The 22,214-nt window shown below is 43.4% G+C and carries 21 protein-coding genes and 4 tRNA genes; 1 reads left to right on the top strand and 24 read right to left on the bottom strand.

The window, feature by feature from the left end; translation table 11 throughout:
* Window positions 1-14 precede the first annotated feature (14 nt).
* The 8 genes from FGL37_RS04355 to FGL37_RS04320 all read right to left on the bottom strand — a co-directional run bounded on the left by FGL37_RS04355 (window position 15) and on the right by FGL37_RS04320 (window position 3,394).
* Window positions 15-91: transfer RNA gene (locus FGL37_RS04355), tRNA-Asp, on the bottom strand.
* Between the two features lie 25 nt (window positions 92-116).
* Window positions 117-190, bottom strand: a tRNA-Asp gene (locus tag FGL37_RS04350).
* A gap of 28 nt (window positions 191-218) precedes the next feature.
* Window positions 219-295 (bottom strand) — tRNA-Asp (locus FGL37_RS04345).
* Between the two features lie 61 nt (window positions 296-356).
* Window positions 357-430, bottom strand: a tRNA-Asp gene (locus FGL37_RS04340).
* A 72-nt stretch (window positions 431-502) separates the two neighbouring features.
* Entirely contained in the window at window positions 503-1,576 is a 1,074-nt protein-coding gene (prfA, locus tag FGL37_RS04335; protein ID WP_028072435.1) for a peptide chain release factor 1, read from the bottom strand.
* Between the two features lie 96 nt (window positions 1,577-1,672).
* Window positions 1,673-2,002, bottom strand: coding sequence for a DMT family transporter (locus FGL37_RS04330; RefSeq protein WP_028072436.1), 330 nt, complete (start codon window positions 2,000-2,002; stop codon window positions 1,673-1,675).
* Window positions 2,003-2,066: 64 nt separating this feature from the next.
* A complete protein-coding gene (locus tag FGL37_RS04325) occupies window positions 2,067-2,657 on the bottom strand; it encodes a Crp/Fnr family transcriptional regulator (RefSeq protein WP_051607377.1) in 591 nt (196 codons plus the stop codon).
* Entirely contained in the window at window positions 2,639-3,394 is a 756-nt protein-coding gene (locus FGL37_RS04320) for a UDP-2,3-diacylglucosamine diphosphatase (protein ID WP_028072438.1), read from the bottom strand. Before FGL37_RS04320 ends, FGL37_RS04325 begins: the two co-directional genes overlap by 19 nt.
* Before the next feature lie 255 nt (window positions 3,395-3,649).
* Between FGL37_RS04320 and FGL37_RS04315 the strand changes: the two genes are divergently transcribed.
* Window positions 3,650-5,773: a prolyl oligopeptidase family serine peptidase gene (locus tag FGL37_RS04315; RefSeq protein WP_028072439.1), complete on the top strand. Its 2,124-nt coding sequence runs from the start codon at window positions 3,650-3,652 to the stop codon at window positions 5,771-5,773.
* A gap of 65 nt (window positions 5,774-5,838) precedes the next feature.
* On the opposite strand, the gene FGL37_RS04310 is transcribed toward FGL37_RS04315, so the two are convergent.
* The 16 genes from FGL37_RS04310 to FGL37_RS04235 all read right to left on the bottom strand — a co-directional run bounded on the left by FGL37_RS04310 (window position 5,839) and on the right by FGL37_RS04235 (window position 22,209).
* Window positions 5,839-7,077, bottom strand: a complete 1,239-nt coding sequence (locus tag FGL37_RS04310) for a thioredoxin family protein (RefSeq protein ID WP_028072440.1) — start codon at window positions 7,075-7,077, stop codon at window positions 5,839-5,841.
* A gap of 111 nt (window positions 7,078-7,188) precedes the next feature.
* Window positions 7,189-8,376 carry a C1 family peptidase gene (locus FGL37_RS04305; protein WP_028072441.1) on the bottom strand — a complete coding sequence of 396 codons (1,188 nt, stop codon included), beginning with the start codon at window positions 8,374-8,376 and terminating at the stop codon, window positions 7,189-7,191.
* A gap of 182 nt (window positions 8,377-8,558) precedes the next feature.
* The gene (locus tag FGL37_RS04300) at window positions 8,559-9,608 is read right to left on the bottom strand and encodes a TerC/Alx family metal homeostasis membrane protein (protein ID WP_028072442.1); all 1,050 of its coding nucleotides are present in this window, start codon (window positions 9,606-9,608) and stop codon (window positions 8,559-8,561) included.
* Complete coding sequence (locus FGL37_RS04295; protein WP_028072443.1) at window positions 9,608-10,579, bottom strand: polyprenyl synthetase family protein; 972 nt, start codon at window positions 10,577-10,579, stop codon at window positions 9,608-9,610. The genes FGL37_RS04300 and FGL37_RS04295 overlap by 1 nt, the downstream gene beginning before the upstream one ends.
* A gap of 50 nt (window positions 10,580-10,629) precedes the next feature.
* Window positions 10,630-11,193, bottom strand: a complete 564-nt coding sequence (locus tag FGL37_RS04290; RefSeq protein ID WP_028072444.1) for a DUF3109 family protein — start codon at window positions 11,191-11,193, stop codon at window positions 10,630-10,632.
* A 5-nt stretch (window positions 11,194-11,198) separates the two neighbouring features.
* On the bottom strand, window positions 11,199-11,984 hold the full coding sequence (locus FGL37_RS04285; protein ID WP_028072445.1) for a DUF3108 domain-containing protein: 786 nt from the start codon (window positions 11,982-11,984) through the stop codon (window positions 11,199-11,201).
* Between the two features lie 36 nt (window positions 11,985-12,020).
* Window positions 12,021-12,533 carry a DUF2480 family protein gene (locus tag FGL37_RS04280; protein WP_028072446.1) on the bottom strand — a complete coding sequence of 171 codons (513 nt, stop codon included), beginning with the start codon at window positions 12,531-12,533 and terminating at the stop codon, window positions 12,021-12,023.
* 60 nt (window positions 12,534-12,593) lie between these two features.
* Window positions 12,594-14,699 (bottom strand): peptidylprolyl isomerase, encoded by a 2,106-nt coding sequence (locus FGL37_RS04275; RefSeq protein ID WP_028072447.1) that lies wholly within the window; start codon window positions 14,697-14,699, stop codon window positions 12,594-12,596.
* A gap of 256 nt (window positions 14,700-14,955) precedes the next feature.
* The gene (lptC, locus tag FGL37_RS04270; RefSeq protein WP_232048632.1) at window positions 14,956-15,528 is read right to left on the bottom strand and encodes an LPS export ABC transporter periplasmic protein LptC; all 573 of its coding nucleotides are present in this window, start codon (window positions 15,526-15,528) and stop codon (window positions 14,956-14,958) included.
* Between the two features lie 58 nt (window positions 15,529-15,586).
* Window positions 15,587-16,915 carry a BamG family beta-barrel-assembly machinery protein gene (gene bamG / locus FGL37_RS04265; RefSeq protein WP_028072450.1) on the bottom strand — a complete coding sequence of 443 codons (1,329 nt, stop codon included), beginning with the start codon at window positions 16,913-16,915 and terminating at the stop codon, window positions 15,587-15,589.
* Between the two features lie 174 nt (window positions 16,916-17,089).
* Window positions 17,090-18,073, bottom strand: a complete 984-nt coding sequence (locus tag FGL37_RS04260) for a DUF6427 family protein (RefSeq protein WP_037534681.1) — start codon at window positions 18,071-18,073, stop codon at window positions 17,090-17,092.
* A 12-nt stretch (window positions 18,074-18,085) separates the two neighbouring features.
* Window positions 18,086-18,295 (bottom strand): CcmD family protein, encoded by a 210-nt coding sequence (locus tag FGL37_RS04255; RefSeq protein ID WP_028072452.1) that lies wholly within the window; start codon window positions 18,293-18,295, stop codon window positions 18,086-18,088.
* Between the two features lie 137 nt (window positions 18,296-18,432).
* Entirely contained in the window at window positions 18,433-19,098 is a 666-nt protein-coding gene (ccsA, locus tag FGL37_RS04250) for a cytochrome c biogenesis protein (protein ID WP_028072453.1), read from the bottom strand.
* A gap of 36 nt (window positions 19,099-19,134) precedes the next feature.
* On the bottom strand, window positions 19,135-19,794 hold the full coding sequence (locus FGL37_RS04245) for a heme exporter protein CcmB (protein ID WP_028072454.1): 660 nt from the start codon (window positions 19,792-19,794) through the stop codon (window positions 19,135-19,137).
* Between the two features lie 77 nt (window positions 19,795-19,871).
* Window positions 19,872-20,270, bottom strand: coding sequence for a hypothetical protein (locus FGL37_RS04240; protein WP_028072455.1), 399 nt, complete (start codon window positions 20,268-20,270; stop codon window positions 19,872-19,874).
* Between the two features lie 103 nt (window positions 20,271-20,373).
* Window positions 20,374-22,209, bottom strand: a complete 1,836-nt coding sequence (locus FGL37_RS04235) for an ABC transporter ATP-binding protein (protein WP_028072456.1) — start codon at window positions 22,207-22,209, stop codon at window positions 20,374-20,376.
* Between the last annotated feature and the right edge of the window lie 5 nt (window positions 22,210-22,214).

Genomic DNA, 22,214 nt, shown 5'->3' with positions numbered 1-22,214 from the left:
GATGCTTTTTTTGTTGGCGGTCTGGACGGGACTCGAACCCGCGACCCCATGCGTGACAGGCATGTATTCTAACCAGCTGAACTACCAGACCAACGTTGGATTGTTTAAAATTTTAGCGGTCTGGACGGGACTCGAACCCGCGACCCCATGCGTGACAGGCATGTATTCTAACCAGCTGAACTACCAGACCTAAAATCTTAAGGATTGTTTTTAAGTTTTGGCGGTCTGGACGGGACTCGAACCCGCGACCCCATGCGTGACAGGCATGTATTCTAACCAGCTGAACTACCAGACCTAAAAATCTTAAAAACTTATTTTGTTAAAGAACGTGATGAGCTTTTGGCTCTATCTTGAAGCGGTCTGGACGGGACTCGAACCCGCGACCCCATGCGTGACAGGCATGTATTCTAACCAGCTGAACTACCAGACCTCAACCCTTCCTCTCAGAAGGTGTGCAAATATAGCGTTTGTTTACGTATCTGCAAAGGTTTTTTGAAAAAAACTACTCTACTTGGCCTTCTTTCATCTTCTCCGCATTCTCTGCAAATTGCAATGCGTCGATAATACCTTGAATATCACCATCCATGATAGCAGGCAGATTATACATCGTCATTCCGATGCGATGTTCAGTTACACGGCCCTGAGGATAGTTGTAGGTCCGGATCTTGGCAGAGCGGTCTCCAGTGGATACCAAAGTCTTTCTTTTGGCCGCGATGTCGCCGTTCTTTTTATTCAGTTCGAGTTCATAAAGCTTGTTGCGCAGCATTTCCATGGCCAGTTCGCGGTTAGCTAACTGCGAACGTTCGACCTGACAGATAACGACAATTCCGGTAGGTTTATGCGTGAGCTGTACTTTGGTCTCTACTTTGTTGACGTTCTGCCCACCTGCACCGCCGGAGCGTGAGGTCTGCATCTCAATATCACCGGGATTGATTTCGACGTCTACGTCTTCGGCCTCCGGTAATACAGCGACAGAGGCAGCCGAGGTGTGCACACGGCCCTGAGTTTCTGTATCAGGTACACGCTGGACACGGTGTACTCCGGATTCATACTTTAACTGCCCATAAACATCTTCACCGATTACTTTTAAAATAACCTCTTTATAGCCGCCGGATGTTCCCTCAGTTACATCCATCACCTCGTTGCGCCAGCCTTTACTTTCAAAATAACGGGTGTACATACGGTAAAGATCACCGGCAAATAAGGCTGCTTCATCACCTCCTGTTCCACCACGGATCTCGATAATGGCGTTTTTGGCATCTTCAGGATCTTTCGGAATGAGCATCAAACGGATTTCTTCCTCCTTCTGCTCTTTTTCCACCAGCAATAGATCCAATTCCTCCTTAGCCATCTCACGAAGCTCCTGGTCTTTTTCGTTCATGATGATGTCCTTATTGGTTTCGATATTGCTGACCATATTTTTATAAATATGATATTGCTCAACGATTTTGCCCAGATCTTTGTATTCTTTATTCAGTTTGGCAAAACGTTTCATATCTTGCATGGTTTCAGGGTTGCTCAATTCGGCTTCCACTTCTTCCCATCTTTCTTTGATCGCTTGTAATTTATCTAACATATATCAAAAATGCTTCTTCTAGGAATTATGACCTAGATTACTATTGAGTGTACAAAAGTAAGGAAATTTTGTTGCTTTTGAACTACTAGGCAGCTATTAATGAGCGGAAACTGCTTTTAATCCAATGATAGAAGCGATCAGGGTGAAAATAAAGAATATGCGCCAGAAGTCTGCGGGTTCTTTGAAGAAGATTATGCCCATTAAGACCGTGCCTACAGCACCTATTCCGGTCCATACCGCGTAGGCTGTGCCAAGGGGAAGCGTTTGAGTCGCTTTGATCAGTAAGCCCATGCTCGCCGCCAGAAACACAATAAAAGCACCATACCACAACCATTGTTCACTGCCTTGCGCGTCTTTCGCTTTTCCGAGACAAGTGGTAAAACCAATTTCACACAATCCGCCGAGAATTAAAAATATCCAGTTCATATTTTATCTTTTTTGTTTCTGCAACAAAGGTCTGTCTTTTGTGCCAAAATAGTTTTAACATTTGTTAAAAATTGGACTGTATATTGGCGCGGATCCGGCTGAGGGTCACTTGGCTAACCCCCAGATAGGAGGCAATATAACCGAGCTTGATGCGCTGTATATATTGCGGGTATTTTTTCAGTAATTCGGCGTATCGCTCCTGAGCCGTACTAAATAGCTTGGACATGGAGCGCTGTTCGGCTTTGATAAACTCCAGCTCAGCCATTTTCCGACCCCAATTGGCAATGGCGATATCGCTTTCATATAATTCAAACAACTGTTCCTGATCGATCTGATACACTGTACTTTCTTCGAGCAGATCGATATTTTCATAACCCGCGGTACCGTGGACATAGCTATTCATGGATATCAGTGTCCCGCCCGGTGACACAAAATCCAACGTAATCTGCCGCTCGGAGGTCTCATAATATACCCTGGCCAGTCCTGAACCCAGAAAGTAAATGCTGTGCTGTATTTTATCCTGTTGGACGAGTATGCTGTTGCGTTTGCAAACCAGTTTCTTGCTGATCTGCTCTATTTTAGCGCTGCTGTCTGGATTCATAAAATGATAGCTCTGCAGGCAATCTGCTAAAGAAATTACAGCTGTTTCTCCCATTTTTCTAAACGTAAAGTTTCACCGTCCCACACCGCGTAGGTATAGTAATTGATCCATTCACCAAGATTGACAATGCGGCTGCCGGTAGGCAATGTTATATCGTAAGGCAAATGGCGGTGACCGAAGATGTAAAAATCGTGATGCCGCTTATCTTCTATTTCCTTGGCATAGCCAATAAGCCATTCCTTATCCTCGCCCAGAAATTTTTCGTCTTCATTATTGGCGAGCCTGCTGTGTTTGGACCATCGGGTCGCTATTCCAATACCTAGATTGGGGTGCAGGCGGGCAAATAGCCACTGACAAATGCGGCTTCGAAACACTTTTTTTAGCAGCTTATATTTGTAATCGCCCGATCCCAGTCCATCACCATGGTGGATAAAAAATAGTTTGTTGTCCAGCTCCAGTTCCAGTTCGTTGTCGATGATCTGTGCATGGAGCTCCTTTTTAAAGTAATCGAACATCCACATATCGTGGTTACCTTTAAAAAAGGTAATAGGGATTCCCAGGTCCGCGATCTCTGCCAGTTTGCCTAAAAAGCGGAGGTAACCTCTTGGGACTACGGTTTTGTATTCGAACCAAAAATCGAAGATATCGCCAACAAGATAAAGATGGGAAGCATCTGATTTGATTCGGTCCAGCCACTGTATGATGCAGCTCTCCCGCTCATGCGAACGCTCAGGGGGATAAGACCCCAGGTGGAAATCAGAGGCGAAGTAGATTTTTTTTCTCGTTGACATGTATCCAAAACTAAACAAAATGGCGGCGAATACAAAATTCGCTCCAATATCTTATATGCGAAGCAGCCGCGGTCCATCCACAGGGTGTGATGCTAGGAACTGATAGCGGGGTACCCCTTGTTTTTGATTCAGAAGCTTGCCCATTTCTTATAGGCCGGGACCGGCAGTGTGAATACTAGGATGATTATCTATTGGATACGATGGAATCTGAAATTATATTTGTTATTTTTGGTAGAAACTAGTATAAAGTTCTTTATGATAAACAAAAAAATTGGTCTTATCCTGATGATGATAGGTATGGCAGGTACAGTAACAAGTAGCTATGGGCAGCAGTTAAAATATCCATCGACAACTAAAGGAAACGTTGTTGATGAATTTTGGGGGCAAAAGGTGGCGGATCCTTACCGCTGGCTGGAAGACGACCGGTCTCCAGAAACAAAAAGCTGGGTGCAGGCGGAAAATAGAGTAACTTTTGATTATTTAAATACTATTCCTTTCCGCTCCAAACTGAAAGAACAGCTGACCGAGATATGGAATTACGAAAAAATAGGAACACCGTTCAAGGAGGGGGAGTATACCTATTTCTTCAAAAATAACGGCCTTCAGCAACATTCGGTTTTGTACCGTAAAAAAGGGGAGCAGGGAAAAGAGGAGGTCTTCCTGGATCCAAATACCTTTTCCAAGGATGGTTCAACGTCACTGGCAGATGTATCTTTTTCCAAAGACGGCAGTCTGGTGGCCTATTCGATTTCTGAAGGTGGCTCGGACTGGAGAAAAGTCATTGTCCTGCGCGCAAAGGACAAGTCGCCGGTAGGTGAAGCCCTGGTGGATGTGAAATTTTCGGGGATTGCCTGGAAGGGGAACGACGGTTTTTATTATTCCAGTTATGATAAACCCAAGGGGTCTGAACTGTCTGAGAAGACTGATCAGCATAAGTTGTATTACCACAAATTGAATACCCCACAATCCACTGATAAATTGATATTTGGTGGAACGGCCACACCACGGCGTTATGTAGGAGCTTCGTTGACAGATGATGAACGCTACCTGATTATATCAGCAGCGAATACCACCACCGGAAACGAGTTATATTATCAGGATCTGAGCCAGGCAGACAGTAAGATTATCTGTCTGCAGGATAATTTTGATGCGAATACGGGAGTCGTTGACAATATTGGAGATACTTTTCTTTTAGAGACGAACTATAAGGCGCCTAACAATCGGCTGGTGAAGGTCGATCTGAAGAATCCAGCTAGAGAGCAGTGGAAAGACGTCATTCCGGAGACAGAGAATGTGCTTTCCCTGACCACTGGCGGTGGTTATCTGTTTGCGCATTATCTGAAAGATGCTGTTTCCGTCGTCCTCCAATACGACTACACGGGAAAGAAGATCAGACAGATCGAACTGCCGGGAGTAGGTACGGCAAGTGGCTTTTCAGGAAAGAAGAAAGAGAAGGAAATTTACTTTGGCTTTTCAAATTATATTACGCCTGCGTCGAGTTATAAACTCGATGTCAATTCGGGGCAGACAAACCTTTATATCCAGCCAAAAGTCAAATTTGACAGCAATCTCTACGAGTCGAAGCAGGTTTTCTATACGTCCAAAGACGGAACCAGGGTGCCGATGATTATCACTTACAAGAAGGGGATTGATCTAAATGGGAAAAATCCAACAATTGTCTATGGTTATGGCGGATTCAACATCAGTTTGACACCTGCATTCAGTACCTCGGTAGCTGTCTGGCTGGCAAATGGCGGTGTCTACGCAGTTCCTAATTTACGTGGTGGAGGTGAATATGGACAGAAATGGCATGATGGCGGCCGACAATTCAACAAATTGAACGTCTTTAATGATTTTATCGCCGCGGCACATTATCTGCAGGAAAACGGTTATACATCACCAGAATACACCGCATTGTCAGGCGGTTCGAATGGCGGTCTGCTTGTGGGAGCCACGATGACGATCGATCCGAAAGTAGCGAAAGTTGCCCTTCCGGAAGTAGGGGTTCTGGATATGTTACGTTACCATACCTTTACAGCGGGAGCAGGCTGGTCGTACGATTATGGTACTGTCAATGATAGTAAGGAGATGTTTGAGTATCTGAAAGGATATTCGCCTGTGCATAATGTGAAAACAGGTGTTTGCTATCCGGCAACGATGGTGTTGACAGGAGATCATGATGACCGCGTCGTACCGGCACACTCTTATAAGTTTGCCTCCGAGCTCCAGGCAAAACAGGCTTGTGATAATCCCGTATTGATTCGTATAGAAACCAAAGCGGGACATGGTGCAGGGCGATCTACAGAAGTTTTGATCAATAGCACTGTCGATAAATATGCCTTTGCCCTTTGGAACATGGGGGTGAGGGAGCTCAAGTAGCCATAACGAAAAAAGAAGGACCAGTTCAATATGAATCTGGTCCTTTTGCTTTGTGTTGGACGGTGTTAATTTTCCCAGGTTTTTATGCCTTTGGCCATTTTATCCAATGTCTCCTGATAAATCGCCCGGTCATCTTCGCTAGCCATTTCTATTGCTTTATTTTGCCATTTGATCGCCTTTTCTTTTTCCCCTTTTTTATAAAGCAGATTGGCGTACGTATCAAGGAAAGCCGAACTGGGATCTTCTATGATCGATTTTTTGCTCCAGCTGATCGCCGCATCAATACATGCCGGGTCACTGCTGTTATTAAATATGGTCCAGGCAAAGGTATTGAGCTGATGCGCTGTGAAATCTTCGGAAGATAAGTAATCATTGATCGTATTTTTCATCGCAACATAATTTTTGACCTGGAGGTAATAATGTGCTTTTATTTTTTTGAACATGGGCACGAAGTCGATGTCGGGATATTTTGCGGCAAGTTCACTTTGGTAGCTGTCCCAATTCGGTTCATTTTTGGCATCGATTTTTATCTGCAGCAGCTCGTTGACGACCACGTTGGCTAACGTTCGGTTGGCTATACCGGGAGACTCCAGCAGGATATCGATTTTCTCTTTATTGTTGCGAATGAGATTGAACGCTTTGGAGTTTGTAAACTTTGCTGCGGCAAGCAAAATATGTACATTTTCCTTTTTGAAGAGCTCATCGGTGGATAATGAACTGGCCAATGTACTCTCAGCCCGTCGTGCAGTGTTTTCGTCGTAGGCTACATTGGCTGCTTTAAGCATCTGTTTGGCTGTGTAAATGTCCTGCGGTCTTTTTTCAAATTTCTTGAGTAGGGTATAATACTGTGTCTCCGGATATAGACCATCGGTCACATGCTCAACAAATTCAGGTGCGTCGCTGGCGCCGACAATCCGGTGAACGGCTTCACCATCTGGGTTAAATATTAAGAAGGTCGGAAAGGACTGGATATTGTACGCATCGGACAGTGCCCGGGCATCAGCATACCATTTCTTAACGAACTCACTATCCGCATCGGTGGAGTCCATTTGGACGCGAATGCTGATGAAATTCTGGTTGATGGGTTCGCCCACCTGCTCCAACGGAAAGATCTCGTTGCTCATGTATTGGCAGGGGCCGCACCAAGTGGCAAATAATTCAGCGAAGATAAACTTATTGTCTGCCTTCGCTCTTTCTTTGACCTGTTTCCAGCTTAATCCCTCCACAAATTTAACCCCCTTGGTCTGGGAATATACCATATTCCCGAATAAAATAGTAAGGCATAGTGCGATTATACTTCTCATACTCCTGTACATCTAGATTCATAATTAGGTTTAAGTTATTAAATTAATTCCAAAACAAAAACACCTCTGAAATTAATATTTCAGAGGTGTTTTTAAAGCTTGATAAATCCCTTATTTGATATTTATCTTGGATTTTAAATCTTTGGACAAGCCATCTTTGTGTAACAGCAAAGAAGTTGTTTTATAGCGTACAAATTCCTTTGTGGCATATAGATAACCTTTGTAATCATTGGAGGTACCCCATGAGTTTTTCACGATGTAATATTCTTTACCATTTTGGTCCTTGACCAGACCAACGATGTGCATTCCATGATCGTCAGTTGTCTGCCAGTTGTCGAAGGCTTTTTGTCTCTCTTCTGGTGTTATTTTCATTTCAGGTTTAGGTCCAACAAACATCGTCGCCTTTTCCTGATCAGTCATTTGCTCAAATGGTTTTTCTGGTACGTAGGCAACACCATTTTTCCAGGAAAATCCTTTTTCCGATACATCCGTTGCCCAGGCAACCGTGTATCCTTTTTGTAGGGCATTGTCAATGATATCTGTCAGATCATTCATCTGCACGTTGTAAAAACGGTCGAATGACCAGTTGTCCGGAATCAACAGAACAAACTGACTGTAATAAGGATGATCGGTGACCGAAGCAATACCTACGTAGTCGTCTGGGTTGATGCCGATTACTTGATCCGCGAAGGTACGTGGCGTATACGATTTCCCGTTGTACTCGAATTTTTCAGGAACTTCACCCAGATAGGAGTCCATGGCTGCCGTGTAGGCCTTTTCCCAGTTTGGCGTTAATGTTTTGCCTTTGACAATAGACCCGAGCATAGCATCCAGCATGGAGGTCATTTCGCCAAAGTTGTTGCGGGTAGTTCCGTAATGCAATCCAGTATATGCGGACTGTGGCATTGCGCCGTATTTGCGGTATGAATTCAATACATCGTGAAACTGGCCACCTTCACCCAAAGATAGTCCTCCATGGAGACGGACATACGTGCGTGCTTTGTCCAGGTAGGTATTGCGAGCAGTAAAGATCTGAGAAATTTCAACCGGTTTTTTGCCCATACGGATCATCTCTGACTCCAAAAAGGAGTTGCCAGAATAGGACCAGCATGTACCGGAAGAACCTTGATCTTTAATCGAAGTATTACCAAGGTTGATCACTTCTGTAAATGTAAACCCCGATTTACTATTGTCATTTTGATTTGCTTTTAGGGCATTGATCAAATTGTCCTGTGCTTGTACCTGGAACGAAGCTGCGAAAAGAGAAGCAGCCAGTACAATCGATTTATTCCAATTCATTGTTAGTATGTTGTTAATTTAAAGTGGTGCTAAAATAAATAAATTAAATTTAGTAAGGCCCATTCCTCTGTAAAATAATTGTTCTAAAAAAGAAGCTCGATTTTGATTCGTTTGATCGAATCAGCGGCTATAGGTGGAGGGTACTGAAAAACAGAGGGCCGTATTCAACGGCCCCTGTATTATTATGCTGGGATATTCTTTTTCTTTGGAAATAGGAGTGAGGCAATGATACTTAATGCAAGTATACTAATGATCACAATAAGAGAATGCGTCGTAGTAAAGCCCACTTCGGCTAACCAGTGGTGCAGCAGCATCTTCAGACCGATGAAAACCAATAAAAATGCTAAACCTACTTTTAAGTATTGGAATTTATGGATAATATTGACCAATAAGAAGAACATCGACCGCAGTCCGAGGATCGCAAAAATATTGGAAAAAAAGACGATATAGGGGTCTTTGGTCACCGAGAAAATCGCTGGGATCGAATCGACGGCAAATATGAGGTCGGTAAATTCGATGACAAGCAATACCAGGAAAAGCGGCGTCATATATTTCACGCCATTTTCGATATGGAAGAAATGGCCAGCGTCCAGCTTAGGTGTTACTTTGAAATACTTGGATGCGAATTTAACCACGGGGTGGTTTTGCGGGTCAACCTCTTCTTCCTGGTTGCGGTTGATAAACATTTTTATACCCGTAAACACCAGGAAGGCACCAAAAACATACAGGATCCAGCCAAACTTGGCGATTAAAGTTGCGCCCAGGAAAATAAAGAGGAAACGCATAACGATAGCGCCTAGGATGCCCCAGACCAGCACCTTATGATAATAACGTTCGGGAATGCCAAAGGAAGTAAATAGCAATACCATAACAAAGATATTATCTACGGACAGTGCATATTCGACCACATAGCCCGTTAAATATTCAAGGCCAAGATTCTTGTTATAGATGTCCAGGCTAGCAGCTAAATCTCCCGGGATAATCTTAATGTCGTGATGATGCTTAACAATAATCTGTTGTAGATGGTCCAGATCATGGATATTGTGTAACTCAAACCCGTAGTGACGGAGTAACCAGTAGAAGCCCAGAGAAAAGAGCACCCAGATTGCACTCATGATCGCGGCCATTTTCAGGCTCACCGGTTTGTCGCCAGAAAACAAGCCAAGGTCAATGGCGAGCATCAGCGCAATGAAGATAAGAAAACCTCCAAAAAACATTAATTCGTGACTCATTATTTTTTTCTTTCTGTTGTATATTTTACTAATTGAAGCAATGCTGCCTTGTATTCATTCTCGGGAAAAGCTTCCAGGATCTGGAATGCCTCCTGCTGATATTGTCGCATTTTTTCTGCGGCATAATCCAGACCGCCGCTAGTGCGGACAAAGTCAATAACTTCGGCGACTTTTTTTTGATCTTCATTGTGGTTTCGAACCAGATTGATGATTCGCCGTTTTTCACTTGAACTGGTCTGGCTGAGGGCATAGATCAAAGGCAAGGTCATCTTTTTTTCCTTAATATCATTTCCTACCGGTTTGCCTACATCATCCAGTCCAAAGTCAAACAGATCGTCTTTGATCTGAAATGCAATGCCGATTTTCTCACCAAACTGATGCAGCTTGTCCACGGTCTGCTGATCAGCATTGGACGACGCGGCGCCACAGGCACAGCAAGAGGCGATCAGGGAGGCCGTTTTCTTCCGTATTACTTCGAAGTAAATGGACTCCTCGATGTCCAGCTTGCGCGCTTTTTCGATTTGGAGCAACTCGCCCTCACTCATCTGGTCTACCGCCTCCGATACGATCTTCAGCAGGTGGTAATCCTGATGTTTTACAGACAGCAATAAGCCCCTGGACAACAGAAAATCTCCCACCAGTACAGCGATCTTGTTTTTCCACAGCGCATTGATCGAAAAGAAGCCCCTCCGTTCATAGGAGTTGTCGACTACATCGTCATGAACCAATGAGGCTGTATGCAACAATTCTACCAAAGCAGCTCCTCTATATGTCGATTCGTTGATTCCATTACAGATCCCTGCAGAAAAGAATACAAACATCGGCCGCATTTGTTTGCCTTTTCGTTTGATTAGGTATTGGGTAATACGATCCAACAGTGGAACGGAGCTTTTCATGGAAGCCTTAAACTTCTTTTCGAAAGCTTCAAGTTCGTGGGCAATAGGGCGTTGGATCTCTTTTAATTTTGACATGAATTAGGGTGAAATACCAAAGTAGTTAAAGCTTAAAGATAATAATTTTGTTATAACTCATCCACTGCTTTTTCCAGATTTTTGTACCATTCTTCGCCATAAGTTCGGATCAGCGGATCCTTCAGAAACTTATATACCGGAACCTGCAATTCTTTGCCAAAGGTGCAGGCATCTTTGCAGATATGCCATCGGTCATAATGAAGCACGTCAAACTCGGGATAATGTGTCGTGCGAATCGGATAGAGATGGCATGAAATGGGTTTGCGCCAATGTATCTCGCCAAGTTCGTAAGCTTTTTCGATAGCACATTTCGTAATACCATTTTCCCAGGTAACGTACGCACACTCCTTATTCCCGTCCACACAGGTGGTGGTCAGATCACCATCTATATCGACCACGTATTTGCCTTGTTCTTCAATGGCTTCAATGCCCTTGGCCGTCATGTAGGGTTTTACCTTTGGATAAATTTCCTCCAGAATAGCCTTTTCACTTTCCAATAAAGGCGCACCTGAATCCCCTTCGATACAGCAGATCCCTTTACATTTTGATAGATTACACACAAAGTCGTTATTGATCAGATCTTCGTGTACCAACACATTTCCTACTTCAATCATTATTGTTATTTTGAGTAGCTCGCTCTCTGTCCCAGTTTATGTTTTAGCCCCTGTGCCTCCAAAAGCTCTAAGGTGACCGAACCGATCAATATATCGACGTTGGCCTTAACCGGGATCCGGTTACCATCGTTGGTAACCCATAGATAAAGTTTGCTATTTTTCTTAAAGATACGTCCCGGTTTGATTTCAGGACTAAATTTGAGGCACTCCAACGTGCCTAACTCGGTTTTTATTTTTTCGATTCCGATATATTGTATCCCTAATGTGGCGATTTCATCATTAAGGAAGTAAGTCAGTTTAAAGGATTCCCCCGGCTTTACGGAAGATAAGTCCAGATTGCGTGCAAAATAGTAGGACGATAACAAATCAAATGTTTGGTCAACTTTTGAGGTGAAATTTCCTTTATTGCCGGACACTGTGCGTGCTTCTTGATTAAAGCGGACTTTATCGTTGCGTCTGTAGCCGCCCTCACGGATGTTTTCCGTGTAGTAATAAGGTAAAAATGTTCTGCTATTTATATAGGAGTTATACTCATTTCTTACCGTGTATATGGAGAATGCTCCGGCTGTTCTGCCAGCAGCATACAGATGGAACGCCGGATTCCCCTGTCCATCTTTGGCTTCGCTCACAGTCAAAGTTCCCGTTGCAGCCGAGATAATACCATAACGTAATCTATACTTTAATTTTTCTCCTGCTTTAAAGGCAGATTCCTTCAAATGGGGCAGGTCTTGCGCGAAAACAGTACTTACAAAAACGGATAAGTAAAGGAGCAAAGTCGATATAAGTTTCATGTACGTAAGTTTACGAAATTTGTTTGAAAGAAAATGTTATTTTCTCTTAAAAACGGGAACTGTCGAACAGGGCTCACCGTACATGATACTTTTTGCTACTTTGCTGAGTCTCACGGTAAATTGCACAAAGGCAGATTCCGGAATTTGAATGTCGCCACAGCCTTTTACAACGACCCGCTGGTCCCGATATTGCTCCATATCGATGTGTTCTATGGCGGCGGCATACTGGATACGCAGGAGTTCGTCCAGGTCGCCGAAGATGACAGTAGCAGCATAGGGTTCAAGCTTATTGGCCAGTAGCATATAGGCCCAGGTAGGCACGATGGCATCTGCGCTGCAAGTGATCGCTACATGTTTGCCTGTATACTGTGACCAGTCGTGCGATTTTATGAATTCGCGGAAGTCTTTCTCCTTTAGAATCAATCCGTGGAATAAATTATCTTTAATGTCATATAATACATTATCAGCATGAGGGTGATAATCTGCCAGATCCACCGTGATCAAGCCACTCTGTGCAACCTTATTGACAATATTTGTTTGAATATCCATATCCTATCAAAAAAAAACCGGACGATAATTCGTCCGGTTACAAATTTACTCAAAAATCTTCTAAAAGAATTTCACTCTATTGTCAATGATTTCAGCTTTGTCCTGTAATGCACGGAAGATCGATCCCCACGCGCGTTGAGCTTTAGCAGCAAGCATTTGTTTCTTTTGCGCATTGATGTCAGGGATTGCCGCCGGATTGGTGAAACCATTTACCTGTACCACATAGACACCTGTGTTGCCCTCGATTGCTTTGGAAGGCTTGTTTGGCTGCAGACCGAATACGGTACCTACTACTGTGTTTTCGAGTGCGACACCAGGAATCACCGGATTTGCAAACACAACATTCTCCACCTGGATCGCTGATTTGCCTACTTTCTGAGCGACCTGATCAATTGAAGAAGCACCGGCTAAAGCTTTGTCAAATTTCTCTTTCAACAGCCTTGCTTTCACCATATTTCTTACAGCAGGTTCAATATCTTTTTTTACTGCATCCAGTGCAAGTGTTCCCTTAGGCTGTATATTGACTAAATGAGCCAAGATGTAGGAAGTTTCAGTTTCAAACACTTTGTCCGAAACATCACCTTTTTTAGCTTCAAACGCCCAACGAATCAAATCACGTGGAGCTTCAGCGCCGTCGAGTACATTGTCCATTGCCGATACGCGGGAAGCTGTACGCGCTTCAAGTCCAAGCTTCTTCGCCTCCTGAGCAAAGTTTTGCGCGGTAGCAGCTGATAAGAATGCAGTCGCTTTACTATGCGCGTTGTTTAATGTTTCTTTACCGCTGCTGATAACTTTGTCAATGATGGCTACTTTAACATATTTGGCTGTGCCGATCTGTTTTTCTATTTTGATGACATGGACACCAAACTGAGATTTGACAACTTTGATCTCGCCAGCTTTGCCTTCGAATACAGCTTTTTCAAATTCAGGAACCATACGGCCTCTGGTAAACGTACCGAGCTCACCACCGTTGTTTTTACTTCCGGGGTCGTTGCTGAACTGTACTGCGAGGGCAGCAAAGTTGTCTCCTTTCTGAATTAGACCTTTGATCGAATCTGCTTTTGCCAATGCCTTGTCGACACCACCTTCTGCAGTTGGGTCCAATAAGATATGAGAAGCTTTCACTGAGTCAGGACCTACTACAGTCGATACGACTTTTGCAATTTCATAAGCGCCATTATTTAAAAATGGACCAACTGTAGTACCAGCTGCTACATTGAATACCACGGAATCCAAAGAAGGACTCAACTGACCTTTTTTCACATAGGTGAATGGGTATTTGTTGTCCGAGTTGATGGACGCAAATAAGGAATCATCTTTAGCTACAATCAGGTCTTGTTTCAGTTTGTTGATAGCCTCTTTTACAGCCAATGAGTCTTTGGCAAGTGGTTTGGCGTCCACAACGACATATTGGATGGCACGGGTTTCCTCCTGCGTCTTGAACATATTTTTATGTTCGTCATAATATTGCTGAAAATCGGCATCTGATAATTTGACGTCCGCATCTTTTACCGAAGCGTAATCCAATAGAATATATTTAAAGTTTGCCAGCTTATTGCGCTCCTGGTATTCTTCGTTTGCTTCCAATGACGTTACATATACACTGTTGGAAAGCAATTCGCCATATTTACTGCTTAGGCGTTCATCGCGTACACCTTCAAGCAAGGCTTCCCACTGTTGGGCCACTGCTGGATTACCAGCGGTGTTCATCTGGCTTATGAAAGTCATCAATTGACCATGGTCGAATTGTCCAGTTTGGGGATTCGTAAAAGCCTGAACGATCTGTGGTGAAGGATTTGGCCCCTTTACTAAATCATTCAACTCGTCTTTACCCACGGTCAAACCGACTTTTTCAATTTCTTTCTTCAAGATTTCTCTAGACAAGAATTGATTCCAAACCTGTTGCACGGCGTAAGTTCTCATCTGAGGAGTGACCGCGCCGCCCATTTGCTGTTTGAACATTTCTTCTGCTTGCTCTACCTGTTGGTTGAACTCAGGATACTCAATTTCCGTTCCGTTGACTTCCCCTACACGATTTTGATGTCTTGCCCAAAAAGGAGCTCCTCCTCGAACGACATCGGCTAGTAAAAATGCTAAAATTGCGATAGCCATTGCTGCTGTCAAGATGATACCAGCTTTGTTACGCAAAAAGCCCATTAATCCCATAGTCTGCTTATTGTGTTTATATTGTGTAAATACTTGTATTTCGTTAATTTATGCATAGCATAGCAAAATGCGGTGCAAGATACAATTTTTATAAAAAAAAACGGAATATTTTCCTGAATGTAAGAAAACAAATTTGAAAACAAATTGTATAAGCTGTTTTTTGGAGAGTTGCTGGCCTCCTCCTGCGATGGCATAACCGTGACGCGAAACAATAAGACCCCTTATCAACTGAACGTGTTGTTTGATAACAGTGGAGCTATCTGCCGCCTATCGTTGGAAACAAGCTGTTGTCTTTGATGATTACCATGCCTGTCGCATTCTGGATATTGGCATGCAAGAGGTCTTTATCAGAGCTAAATGAGGTTCCCTGCAGGTTGCCTCGCTGATCTTTAAAGAACGCTTGGATCGGAACATGGTTGTAAAAGGTTCTGTTGGGGTCTTTGGCTCCTTCGTCGTAGATAATTTCTTCCGTTTTAAAAACTGACCCATCCGCGATGGTCACGACCACATTCTTCGTGAAGATCGTCAGTTTCTCCTTCTCTTTTCTTACCGCGTGATCGGAGGTAATACGTTGTGTTTCTTTGAGATTCTCGTCGTAAAAAATGATTTTAATACTCTTGGGGAAGATGTACACCTGACTACTGTCGTGCTTGATGCGCATTTCGGGCGCTGTCAGGTTAGCTTTAACTTTGGACGAGTCACTATAAATAATGTCAACGTGGCGTGATATATCCACTGCTTCTTCTTTCTTTAAGTTGGCAATCCGGTCGACCTCTTTCAGGTCTGGTTCACAGGACGTCAATAAGAGCGCCCCTAGTAAAACGAGCATGACCAGGGGCGATAAATATACTGTTATGGAATTTGCAAATATTTTGCGTCCCATCCTATTAGTTGAATTGATTTCTGACGAACCAGCGGTCATTTAAGGTAAAGCCGATGTTGATATTGATATATCGTTCGCGTAAGAGACCGTTTGCAATTTTACCCATTTGGCCGAACTCGGCAGATACATTGATTTTGGAGAACGCTCCTGTATATTGATTACGGGCCAATGGTAAACCAACGCCGACGCTTACAGCCATATCGTTGATATTCTGGTCATTTAAAAAGTACTGTGTCTTGTTGTACCTGAAACCAAGACGATAGTCAATCTGGTTTAAATACTTAAAGGATGTCCGGTCGGGTGTCAATTGTCCCCCTACAGCTACGCCATAGTTTTTACGTAGACGGTTTTCGCCTGTACGAACCTGAAATCTAGACCAATCAGCATATTTAAAGTCCGCACCAACCAACCAGCGGCCACTGCGGGCCAAGGTAAAACCGACGTTATGTTTTAAAGGAAGCGTCAAATGTCTACTTTCACGAGGCGATTGGAAGGTCGTATCTGTAGGTAGATTGGCATTTTCTGGATCTGCTGATGGTGCAAGCCTCGTTACAAATGTGGTGGAGCGATCCTTGATATCGTTGTTTAAGGATCCGGAGTATCCAAGCGTGACGGCGTATTCCTTATTGAAGACATGTTCGTATTGTAAACCATAGTCAAGAATAATACCCTGAATTTCGCGTTTGTCCTGTTGCTGTACATTCAGTGCGCCGGAAGACACGGGAAATTCCACACGGCTATAATCATTTAGTGTGCCAAAAAGATACGACACGTTAGCTCCTATACTCAGACCTTTAACTAGCCTGACACCCCAACCCGCATAAGCTTTGGTCAAACCGCCTTCGCCTGTAAACACCTTTCGGAAGACGGACGAATTAATAGTTTCCTGTGATTCCGTACGGTAGCCCACATCCGAATAGGGTAAAATACCCAAGCTGATACCACCAAACCGCTTCATCGGAAAGGTCATGGTGATATGGCTGAAAGCAAAATCTGCTGTATTGTCCGACCGGGTTGTTGAATTTAGCTGAGTAAAGTTGCCATACAGCCCAGCATCAAAAATGCTCATCCTCGCTGCGGAGTACGAGGCCGGATTGCTTGGGTTGGTATTGTAGTAAAGTCCATCCAAGGTACGTACACCAGTACTGATACCGCCCATCGCTCTCTGCTGAGGTAATAAATCTTCACGCATTTGGCCTATCCCCAACTGAGAATAAGGTGAGGCGGATGTTGTTTTTTGAGCAAATGCGGTCGTAGAACTAGCTAAAAGTCCACCTGCTAACAACAGTTGGAGGGATTTATTTTTTAGAGAGCTTATAAAGCGTTTCTGCATGGTCAACCTATAAAATTGAGAAACTAATGTTTATTTAGTTTGAGTGAATCTTCGAGTTTTTGACTCGTATAATTAAATGTTTTTTGCTTTCAATCGCATACAAAACTATTCAATTTTTGTGAGCTTGTTAAGCCGTTTTTGTTAAAAAAGGTTAAACAATTGTTGCACAGTGTTTTAGAAAAACTGGAAGTAAATTATCGTCAGTGCGATGATGGCGTATATGACCTCAAAAAACCACTTCTTTTTAGCATAGGTAAAATAATAGCCCATATAAATAGCAATAGGAGGTGCACAGAGAAGGAAATGGGCTTCCGTTAATTTTTTGTTCCAATAGAAGGAGGCTATTGCGAGGCATAACATAAAGAATAGCAACTGAAAGGACTTGCGGATATGCACGATGCTCTTAAAGAAATTATCTTTTAGAATCAGCAGAAAGAGAATCAAGGTGAAAATGATCGGAATCAGTACCAGATAATCGACAAGCTGAATGCGGATTGCAGTAGGAAATTTGTAGGTAAAAGGTAACCAGATGGTATAAAAAAGTTCCATTTTTCCTACCCATAGATAGATCACCGCGAGTATAAAATAAATGGTTGCCAGCCCCAGCAGTGGTGTGATCCATTCCCGCCAGTTAAATGGCCGGAAAATAAGCAGGCTGATCCACAGCAAAAAGAACATGCTAAGAAAGGGGAAGTAGATCAAACTTCCGATGCCAACAATCATCCCTAGATCAAACATTTCCGCTTTTACGTCCGTTTGGCGATATAGGGAAAGCAATTTGCTGAGCATCCATATCGATATAAAATTACAGATCAAGGTCGGTGAGAGAACCAGAAAAGGCAAAAATAGGCTGGCCAAGGTCATGTACATCAGAGCCACCAGAAAGCTGGGCTTTCCCAGCAGATTGAAGTGGCTGGTGATCCGGTTGAGTATAGTTGCCTGAAAGATGGTCAAAATCAGGGTGATAAAGACATTGGTTGCAGGAGAAAGGTTGATCAGGTTGTTTTCTCCCAAAAGATTGCCGAGGGCCGGTTCAAAGATTACGGAGTCCAGCTTATCCGGAAGGTGGAGAAATATGCCAAGGCATAGTATAAAACCTACTGCGGATAAGAACAGAATATTTATGGGCGTGTAATTCCGAAACTGACCTATAATCATGCGATAAATATATTATTTATTCTTTTTTTCCAGTTTGCTGATGCGGCGGTCCAGTAGAAAGAGGAAGAAACCCAGTCCGAGAAAGATGACCAGCATCACTAAGACCACCACGTAGATCTTGCCTTCGCTGCGGAGACCGGTGGCCATTTCTACGTCGTCCTGTGCAAAGGTGCTTAGCGTCGATAAGATAAGTAAAGCAATTGATAATGTTATTTTTTTCATCTTAATTATATGTCTTTAATGGGCGATGGGCGTTGGAGAATTGTATTGTACTGTCTATAGATTTTATATCCCGCTTCCCATCGAATTATATTCTTTTATTTCTATAGGCAGGTCGATTGCACGTATGGTAAGCCGCCCTAATCGGATTCTTGTTGTTTTTTCTCCAGCAAACGAATACGGTAGCGAAGTGAGCAGATCCAGAATGCGATCATAGGCCAGCCAATCATGGCTGCATAAAACGTGGGCCGCAGTTCGTTGCTCATCTGCAGCTGTCCAAAGGTTGCATTCCCGCCACTTCCGGGGTGCAGAGAGTCGGTCATTTTTGGGAGAATATAGAGTAATACAATAATAATCGGAAAGGCGAATATATTATATACTGCTGATATTTTGGCTCTTTTTTGTTCCTCCTCAAGTGCATTGCGCAGGACGAGGTAGGCAAGATACATCAACGTAGCGATGGCTGATCCATTTAATTTGGGATCGTTGGGCCAAGGTTCACCCCAGGTGATATTTGCCCACAGCATGCCCGTAGCCAGCCCAAGAAAACAAAAGGTAATTCCCGTGTTAACCGCTTCGACTGCCAGTAAATCGTATTCCTGCTTGCCGGTATTCAGGTATTTGATACTATAGATTACGGAAATGAGATACATAACGATCATGGCAGACCACATCGGAACATGAAAATACACATTGCGTATACTTTCGTGAAGGATAAATAGACGGGGGACGGGGCCTAAAAGACCATTAATAATGACTGCACTGATGATCAGAACAGCTAGTATTTTCCACCATTTTTTTCTCATGGTAACTTGAATTTAATATGTTTTCGATTCTACAACCTAATCTCGCCAAAGGTACGGAAATAACAATAAAGAAATAGTGACGGTGATTACATTAATTGCGAGTAATACGATTATTTCTTTTGCGCTGGAAGCCCTTTCCAGACCTTCCATTGCATGACGTGAAAGCTTGATCAATACAATCAGTAGAGGGATGATTGCCGGGAAACTTAAAATGGCCATTAAGGTACTGTTATTCCCAGCTTTGGAACTTATGCCGGAGATCATGGTAAATACGCTGGCAAAGCTGATGCTACCGAGTATGACAGCTGTAAAATAGAGTAGGGGATCTCCGAGCGGATTTTTAAAAATAACTGAATAGACTGCAAAGGCGATCGAGGCCAGCAGGACCATCAGTAACATATTATAAATGACTTTGGCAAGAATGATCGCTTTGGGATCAACGAGGGAGTAATAGTAAAGTTGCCGGCTGGGGTTTTCCTGAACGAAACTTTTGTTGATGGCATTGATGGATGCAAACAGCATGATAATCCAGAAGAGAGCGTTCCAAACGGTCGAATCTACCGATTTGAATGCCTGATAACAAACAAATACAGTAGATACGACATATAGCAGGATTCCGTTAATGGCATACTTTGATCGCCATTCCAGAATAATATCCTTAAGAATTAGGGTTTTTACCTGTTGCAGTAAAGTCATATGGGACAAAGATACGAATGTATTCTGACCATTAAAGAAGCATAAACCCGTCAGTTCTTAAAAAAATACTTTTTTACTTATGCATTAGAAATTTTTGATTTAGCTGCATCGGTTGTATTGTCGATCTTGCTGGCCAAATTCTGCGCGGCATTATTGGCATGATCCAACGCCTCTCTGCCGGCCTCTTTTGCTTTGTTTTTCAGCGCATCTGCATCTTCAGAAGCTTTACTGAACGCGGCCTGTGCTTTATTTTTGAGGCTATCCAATTCGGCGGAAGCTCTGTTGGCCAATTTTTGTGCTTTCTTAGCTTCTTTTTTAGAAAGTTCCTTCAATGACTTAGTTAAGCTTTTGATGCCATCATTTGCACGATCTAACTGTTTTTTTCCGTCATCGGTTCCTAAAAGATACCATGCAGCAGCTCCCGCAGCCAATCCTACCAAAGCAAATGCCACTAATCCATTTTTGCTATTTTTCATAATTCTTCTATTTTGTTATGTATTCAAATGATAATCAAGTATGATACCAAATGAACAATCACTAGGAGAATTTGTTTAAAAAGAATGGATAATTAACAAAATTTTACATATCTACTTTTTGCTGTTTGGACTGCAGGGTGTAGAGGTGCTGATACAGACCATTTGCTTTCTGTAAAAGTTCGAAATGAGTGCCGCTTTCGGATACGATGCCATTTTCGATAACAATAATTCTATCTGCATCGACGATCGTAGATAGCCTATGTGCAATGATGATCGATGTACGGCCTCGCATCAATTCTTCGAGTGCGTCCTGCACCTGTCTTTCTGATTCGGAGTCCAGGGAAGAGGTTGCTTCATCCAGGATAAGGATGGCGGGGTCTTTGAGCAATGCTCGGGCAATAGCGATGCGCTGACGTTGGCCGCCCGACAATTTTACGCCCCGTTCACCGACGATGGTATCGTATCCTTCGGGAAAGTTCAGGATAAACTGATGGGCATTGGCCCGTTTGGCTGCGGCCATGATTTCGTCATCAGTGGCGTCCAGCTTGCCGTAAGCAATGTTCTCACGAATCGTTCCGCCAAACAGCAGTACGTCCTGCGGTACAATAGCAACCTGGTTCCGTATATCGCAGAGTTCGAAATCCGAAGCCGGCTTGCCATCGTATCGGATTTCACCGCTATTGGCCTTGTAAAATTGGAGGATTAAAGAGGCTATCGTTGATTTGCCGGTTCCACTGGGGCCGACAATGGCTACCTTATCACCTGCATGGGCAGTGAAGTTGATATCCTTTAAGATCTGCACATCGGGCCGGCTTGGATAAGCAAATGCTACATGGTTAAAACTGAGGCTCCCGCTCATTTTGTTGCCGATATCTTTGCAAGTAGGTTCGACTTTGATCTTTTCCTGAGGCTCGTCGAGAATTTCCAGAATCCGTTCGCTGGCACCCAGTGAGCGTTGGATATTGGCGTAGAGTTCAGGAAAAGTGCCCATGGATCCTGCCACAAACATAGAATACAGGATATAAGTGGTCAGATCTCCCACAGACATCTCATGAATGGATACCAGCGCTGCACCATACCAGATGACGGCAATCACGGCTCCAAAAATGCAGAAGATAATAAATGATGCAAATGCACCACGGAATGTCGCACCACGAACAGCGAGCTTGACGACGGAGTCCATTTGGTTGCTATACCGGCTGAACTCAAAGTATTCATTGACAAAAGCTTTGACATTACTGATGCCAAGCAGCGTTTCCTGGACAATGCTGTTGGATTCAGCCATTTTATCCTGAGCCTGCCGCGACAGCTCACGAATAAATTTACCAAAGACAATGGCAGCAACGACAATGACCGGAAGGATGCAAAGATTCATTAATGCCAGTTTGGGGGAGACCCATACCAGCAGAAATACCCCGAAGCAAAGACTGATCAATTGGCGTAAGATTTCGGCCAGCGTAGTTGTGAGGGTATCCTGAATTTGGGACAAATCCGCAGAAAGCCTGCTGTTTAATTCGCCAACACGGCGGTTGGCAAAAAATTCGATAGGTAAGGAAATCAGCTTATGATAAGTGTCTTTCCGGACCTGTGCCAGCGCACGCTCAGCAATCTCCACGAAAATACGGATTCGAAAAAAAGATACAATAGAAGTGAAAGAAAGGATAACAAAGGCAATTCCCCCGATGTAATAGACTTCTGCCTGAAGCCAGGGATAAGTTTGTTTGCCCTGGGCAGCATCTATCATGGCGCCAAGCAGGGCCGGAAACGCCAGCATGGACAGGCTGGACAATACCAAAAAAAACATACCTACACCAAATTTAACCCTATAAGGCCTGAGATAGGTCAATATTTTCGATGCCCGTAAAAGGAGTTCTTTATTTAACTTTGGTTTTGGTAGATCTTCTTCTTGTTTGTTGCCGCTATTGAATCCTCTTGCCATATCCG

It is taken from the genome of Sphingobacterium thalpophilum (assembly GCF_901482695.1).
GTDB lineage: Bacteria > Bacteroidota > Bacteroidia > Sphingobacteriales > Sphingobacteriaceae > Sphingobacterium > Sphingobacterium thalpophilum.
The sequence above is the reverse complement of the archived record's forward strand: the minus strand, read 5'-3'. Positions and strand labels throughout refer to the sequence as shown.

Bases quoted from the DNA above. Each gene is read 5' to 3' on its own strand.
- FGL37_RS04245 (WP_028072454.1), bottom strand. From the start codon at position 19,794: ATGACTTTACTGCAACAGGTAAAAACCCTAATTCTTAAGGATATTATT.
- lptC (WP_232048632.1), bottom strand. From the start codon at position 15,528: ATGCTCGTTTTACTAGGGGCGCTCTTATTGACGTCCTGTGAACCAGAC.
- FGL37_RS04275 (WP_028072447.1), bottom strand. From the start codon at position 14,699: ATGGGATTAATGGGCTTTTTGCGTAACAAAGCTGGTATCATCTTGACA.
- FGL37_RS04235 (WP_028072456.1), bottom strand. From the start codon at position 22,209: ATGGCAAGAGGATTCAATAGCGGCAACAAACAAGAAGAAGATCTACCA.
- FGL37_RS04240 (WP_028072455.1), bottom strand. From the start codon at position 20,270: ATGAAAAATAGCAAAAATGGATTAGTGGCATTTGCTTTGGTAGGATTG.
- FGL37_RS04315 (WP_028072439.1), top strand. From the start codon at position 3,650: ATGATAAACAAAAAAATTGGTCTTATCCTGATGATGATAGGTATGGCA.
- FGL37_RS04290 (WP_028072444.1), bottom strand. From the start codon at position 11,193: ATGATTGAAGTAGGAAATGTGTTGGTACACGAAGATCTGATCAATAAC.
- ccsA (WP_028072453.1), bottom strand. From the start codon at position 19,098: ATGAGAAAAAAATGGTGGAAAATACTAGCTGTTCTGATCATCAGTGCA.
- prfA (WP_028072435.1), bottom strand. From the start codon at position 1,576: ATGTTAGATAAATTACAAGCGATCAAAGAAAGATGGGAAGAAGTGGAA.
- FGL37_RS04300 (WP_028072442.1), bottom strand. From the start codon at position 9,608: ATGAGTCACGAATTAATGTTTTTTGGAGGTTTTCTTATCTTCATTGCG.
- FGL37_RS04285 (WP_028072445.1), bottom strand. From the start codon at position 11,984: ATGAAACTTATATCGACTTTGCTCCTTTACTTATCCGTTTTTGTAAGT.
- FGL37_RS04280 (WP_028072446.1), bottom strand. From the start codon at position 12,533: ATGGATATTCAAACAAATATTGTCAATAAGGTTGCACAGAGTGGCTTG.
- FGL37_RS04255 (WP_028072452.1), bottom strand. From the start codon at position 18,295: ATGAAAAAAATAACATTATCAATTGCTTTACTTATCTTATCGACGCTA.
- FGL37_RS04325 (WP_051607377.1), bottom strand. From the start codon at position 2,657: ATGGGAGAAACAGCTGTAATTTCTTTAGCAGATTGCCTGCAGAGCTAT.
- FGL37_RS04305 (WP_028072441.1), bottom strand. From the start codon at position 8,376: ATGAATTGGAATAAATCGATTGTACTGGCTGCTTCTCTTTTCGCAGCT.
- bamG (WP_028072450.1), bottom strand. From the start codon at position 16,915: ATGCAGAAACGCTTTATAAGCTCTCTAAAAAATAAATCCCTCCAACTG.
- FGL37_RS04320 (WP_028072438.1), bottom strand. From the start codon at position 3,394: ATGTCAACGAGAAAAAAAATCTACTTCGCCTCTGATTTCCACCTGGGG.
- FGL37_RS04330 (WP_028072436.1), bottom strand. From the start codon at position 2,002: ATGAACTGGATATTTTTAATTCTCGGCGGATTGTGTGAAATTGGTTTT.
- FGL37_RS04310 (WP_028072440.1), bottom strand. From the start codon at position 7,077: ATGAGAAGTATAATCGCACTATGCCTTACTATTTTATTCGGGAATATG.
- FGL37_RS04260 (WP_037534681.1), bottom strand. From the start codon at position 18,073: ATGATTATAGGTCAGTTTCGGAATTACACGCCCATAAATATTCTGTTC.
- FGL37_RS04295 (WP_028072443.1), bottom strand. From the start codon at position 10,579: ATGTCAAAATTAAAAGAGATCCAACGCCCTATTGCCCACGAACTTGAA.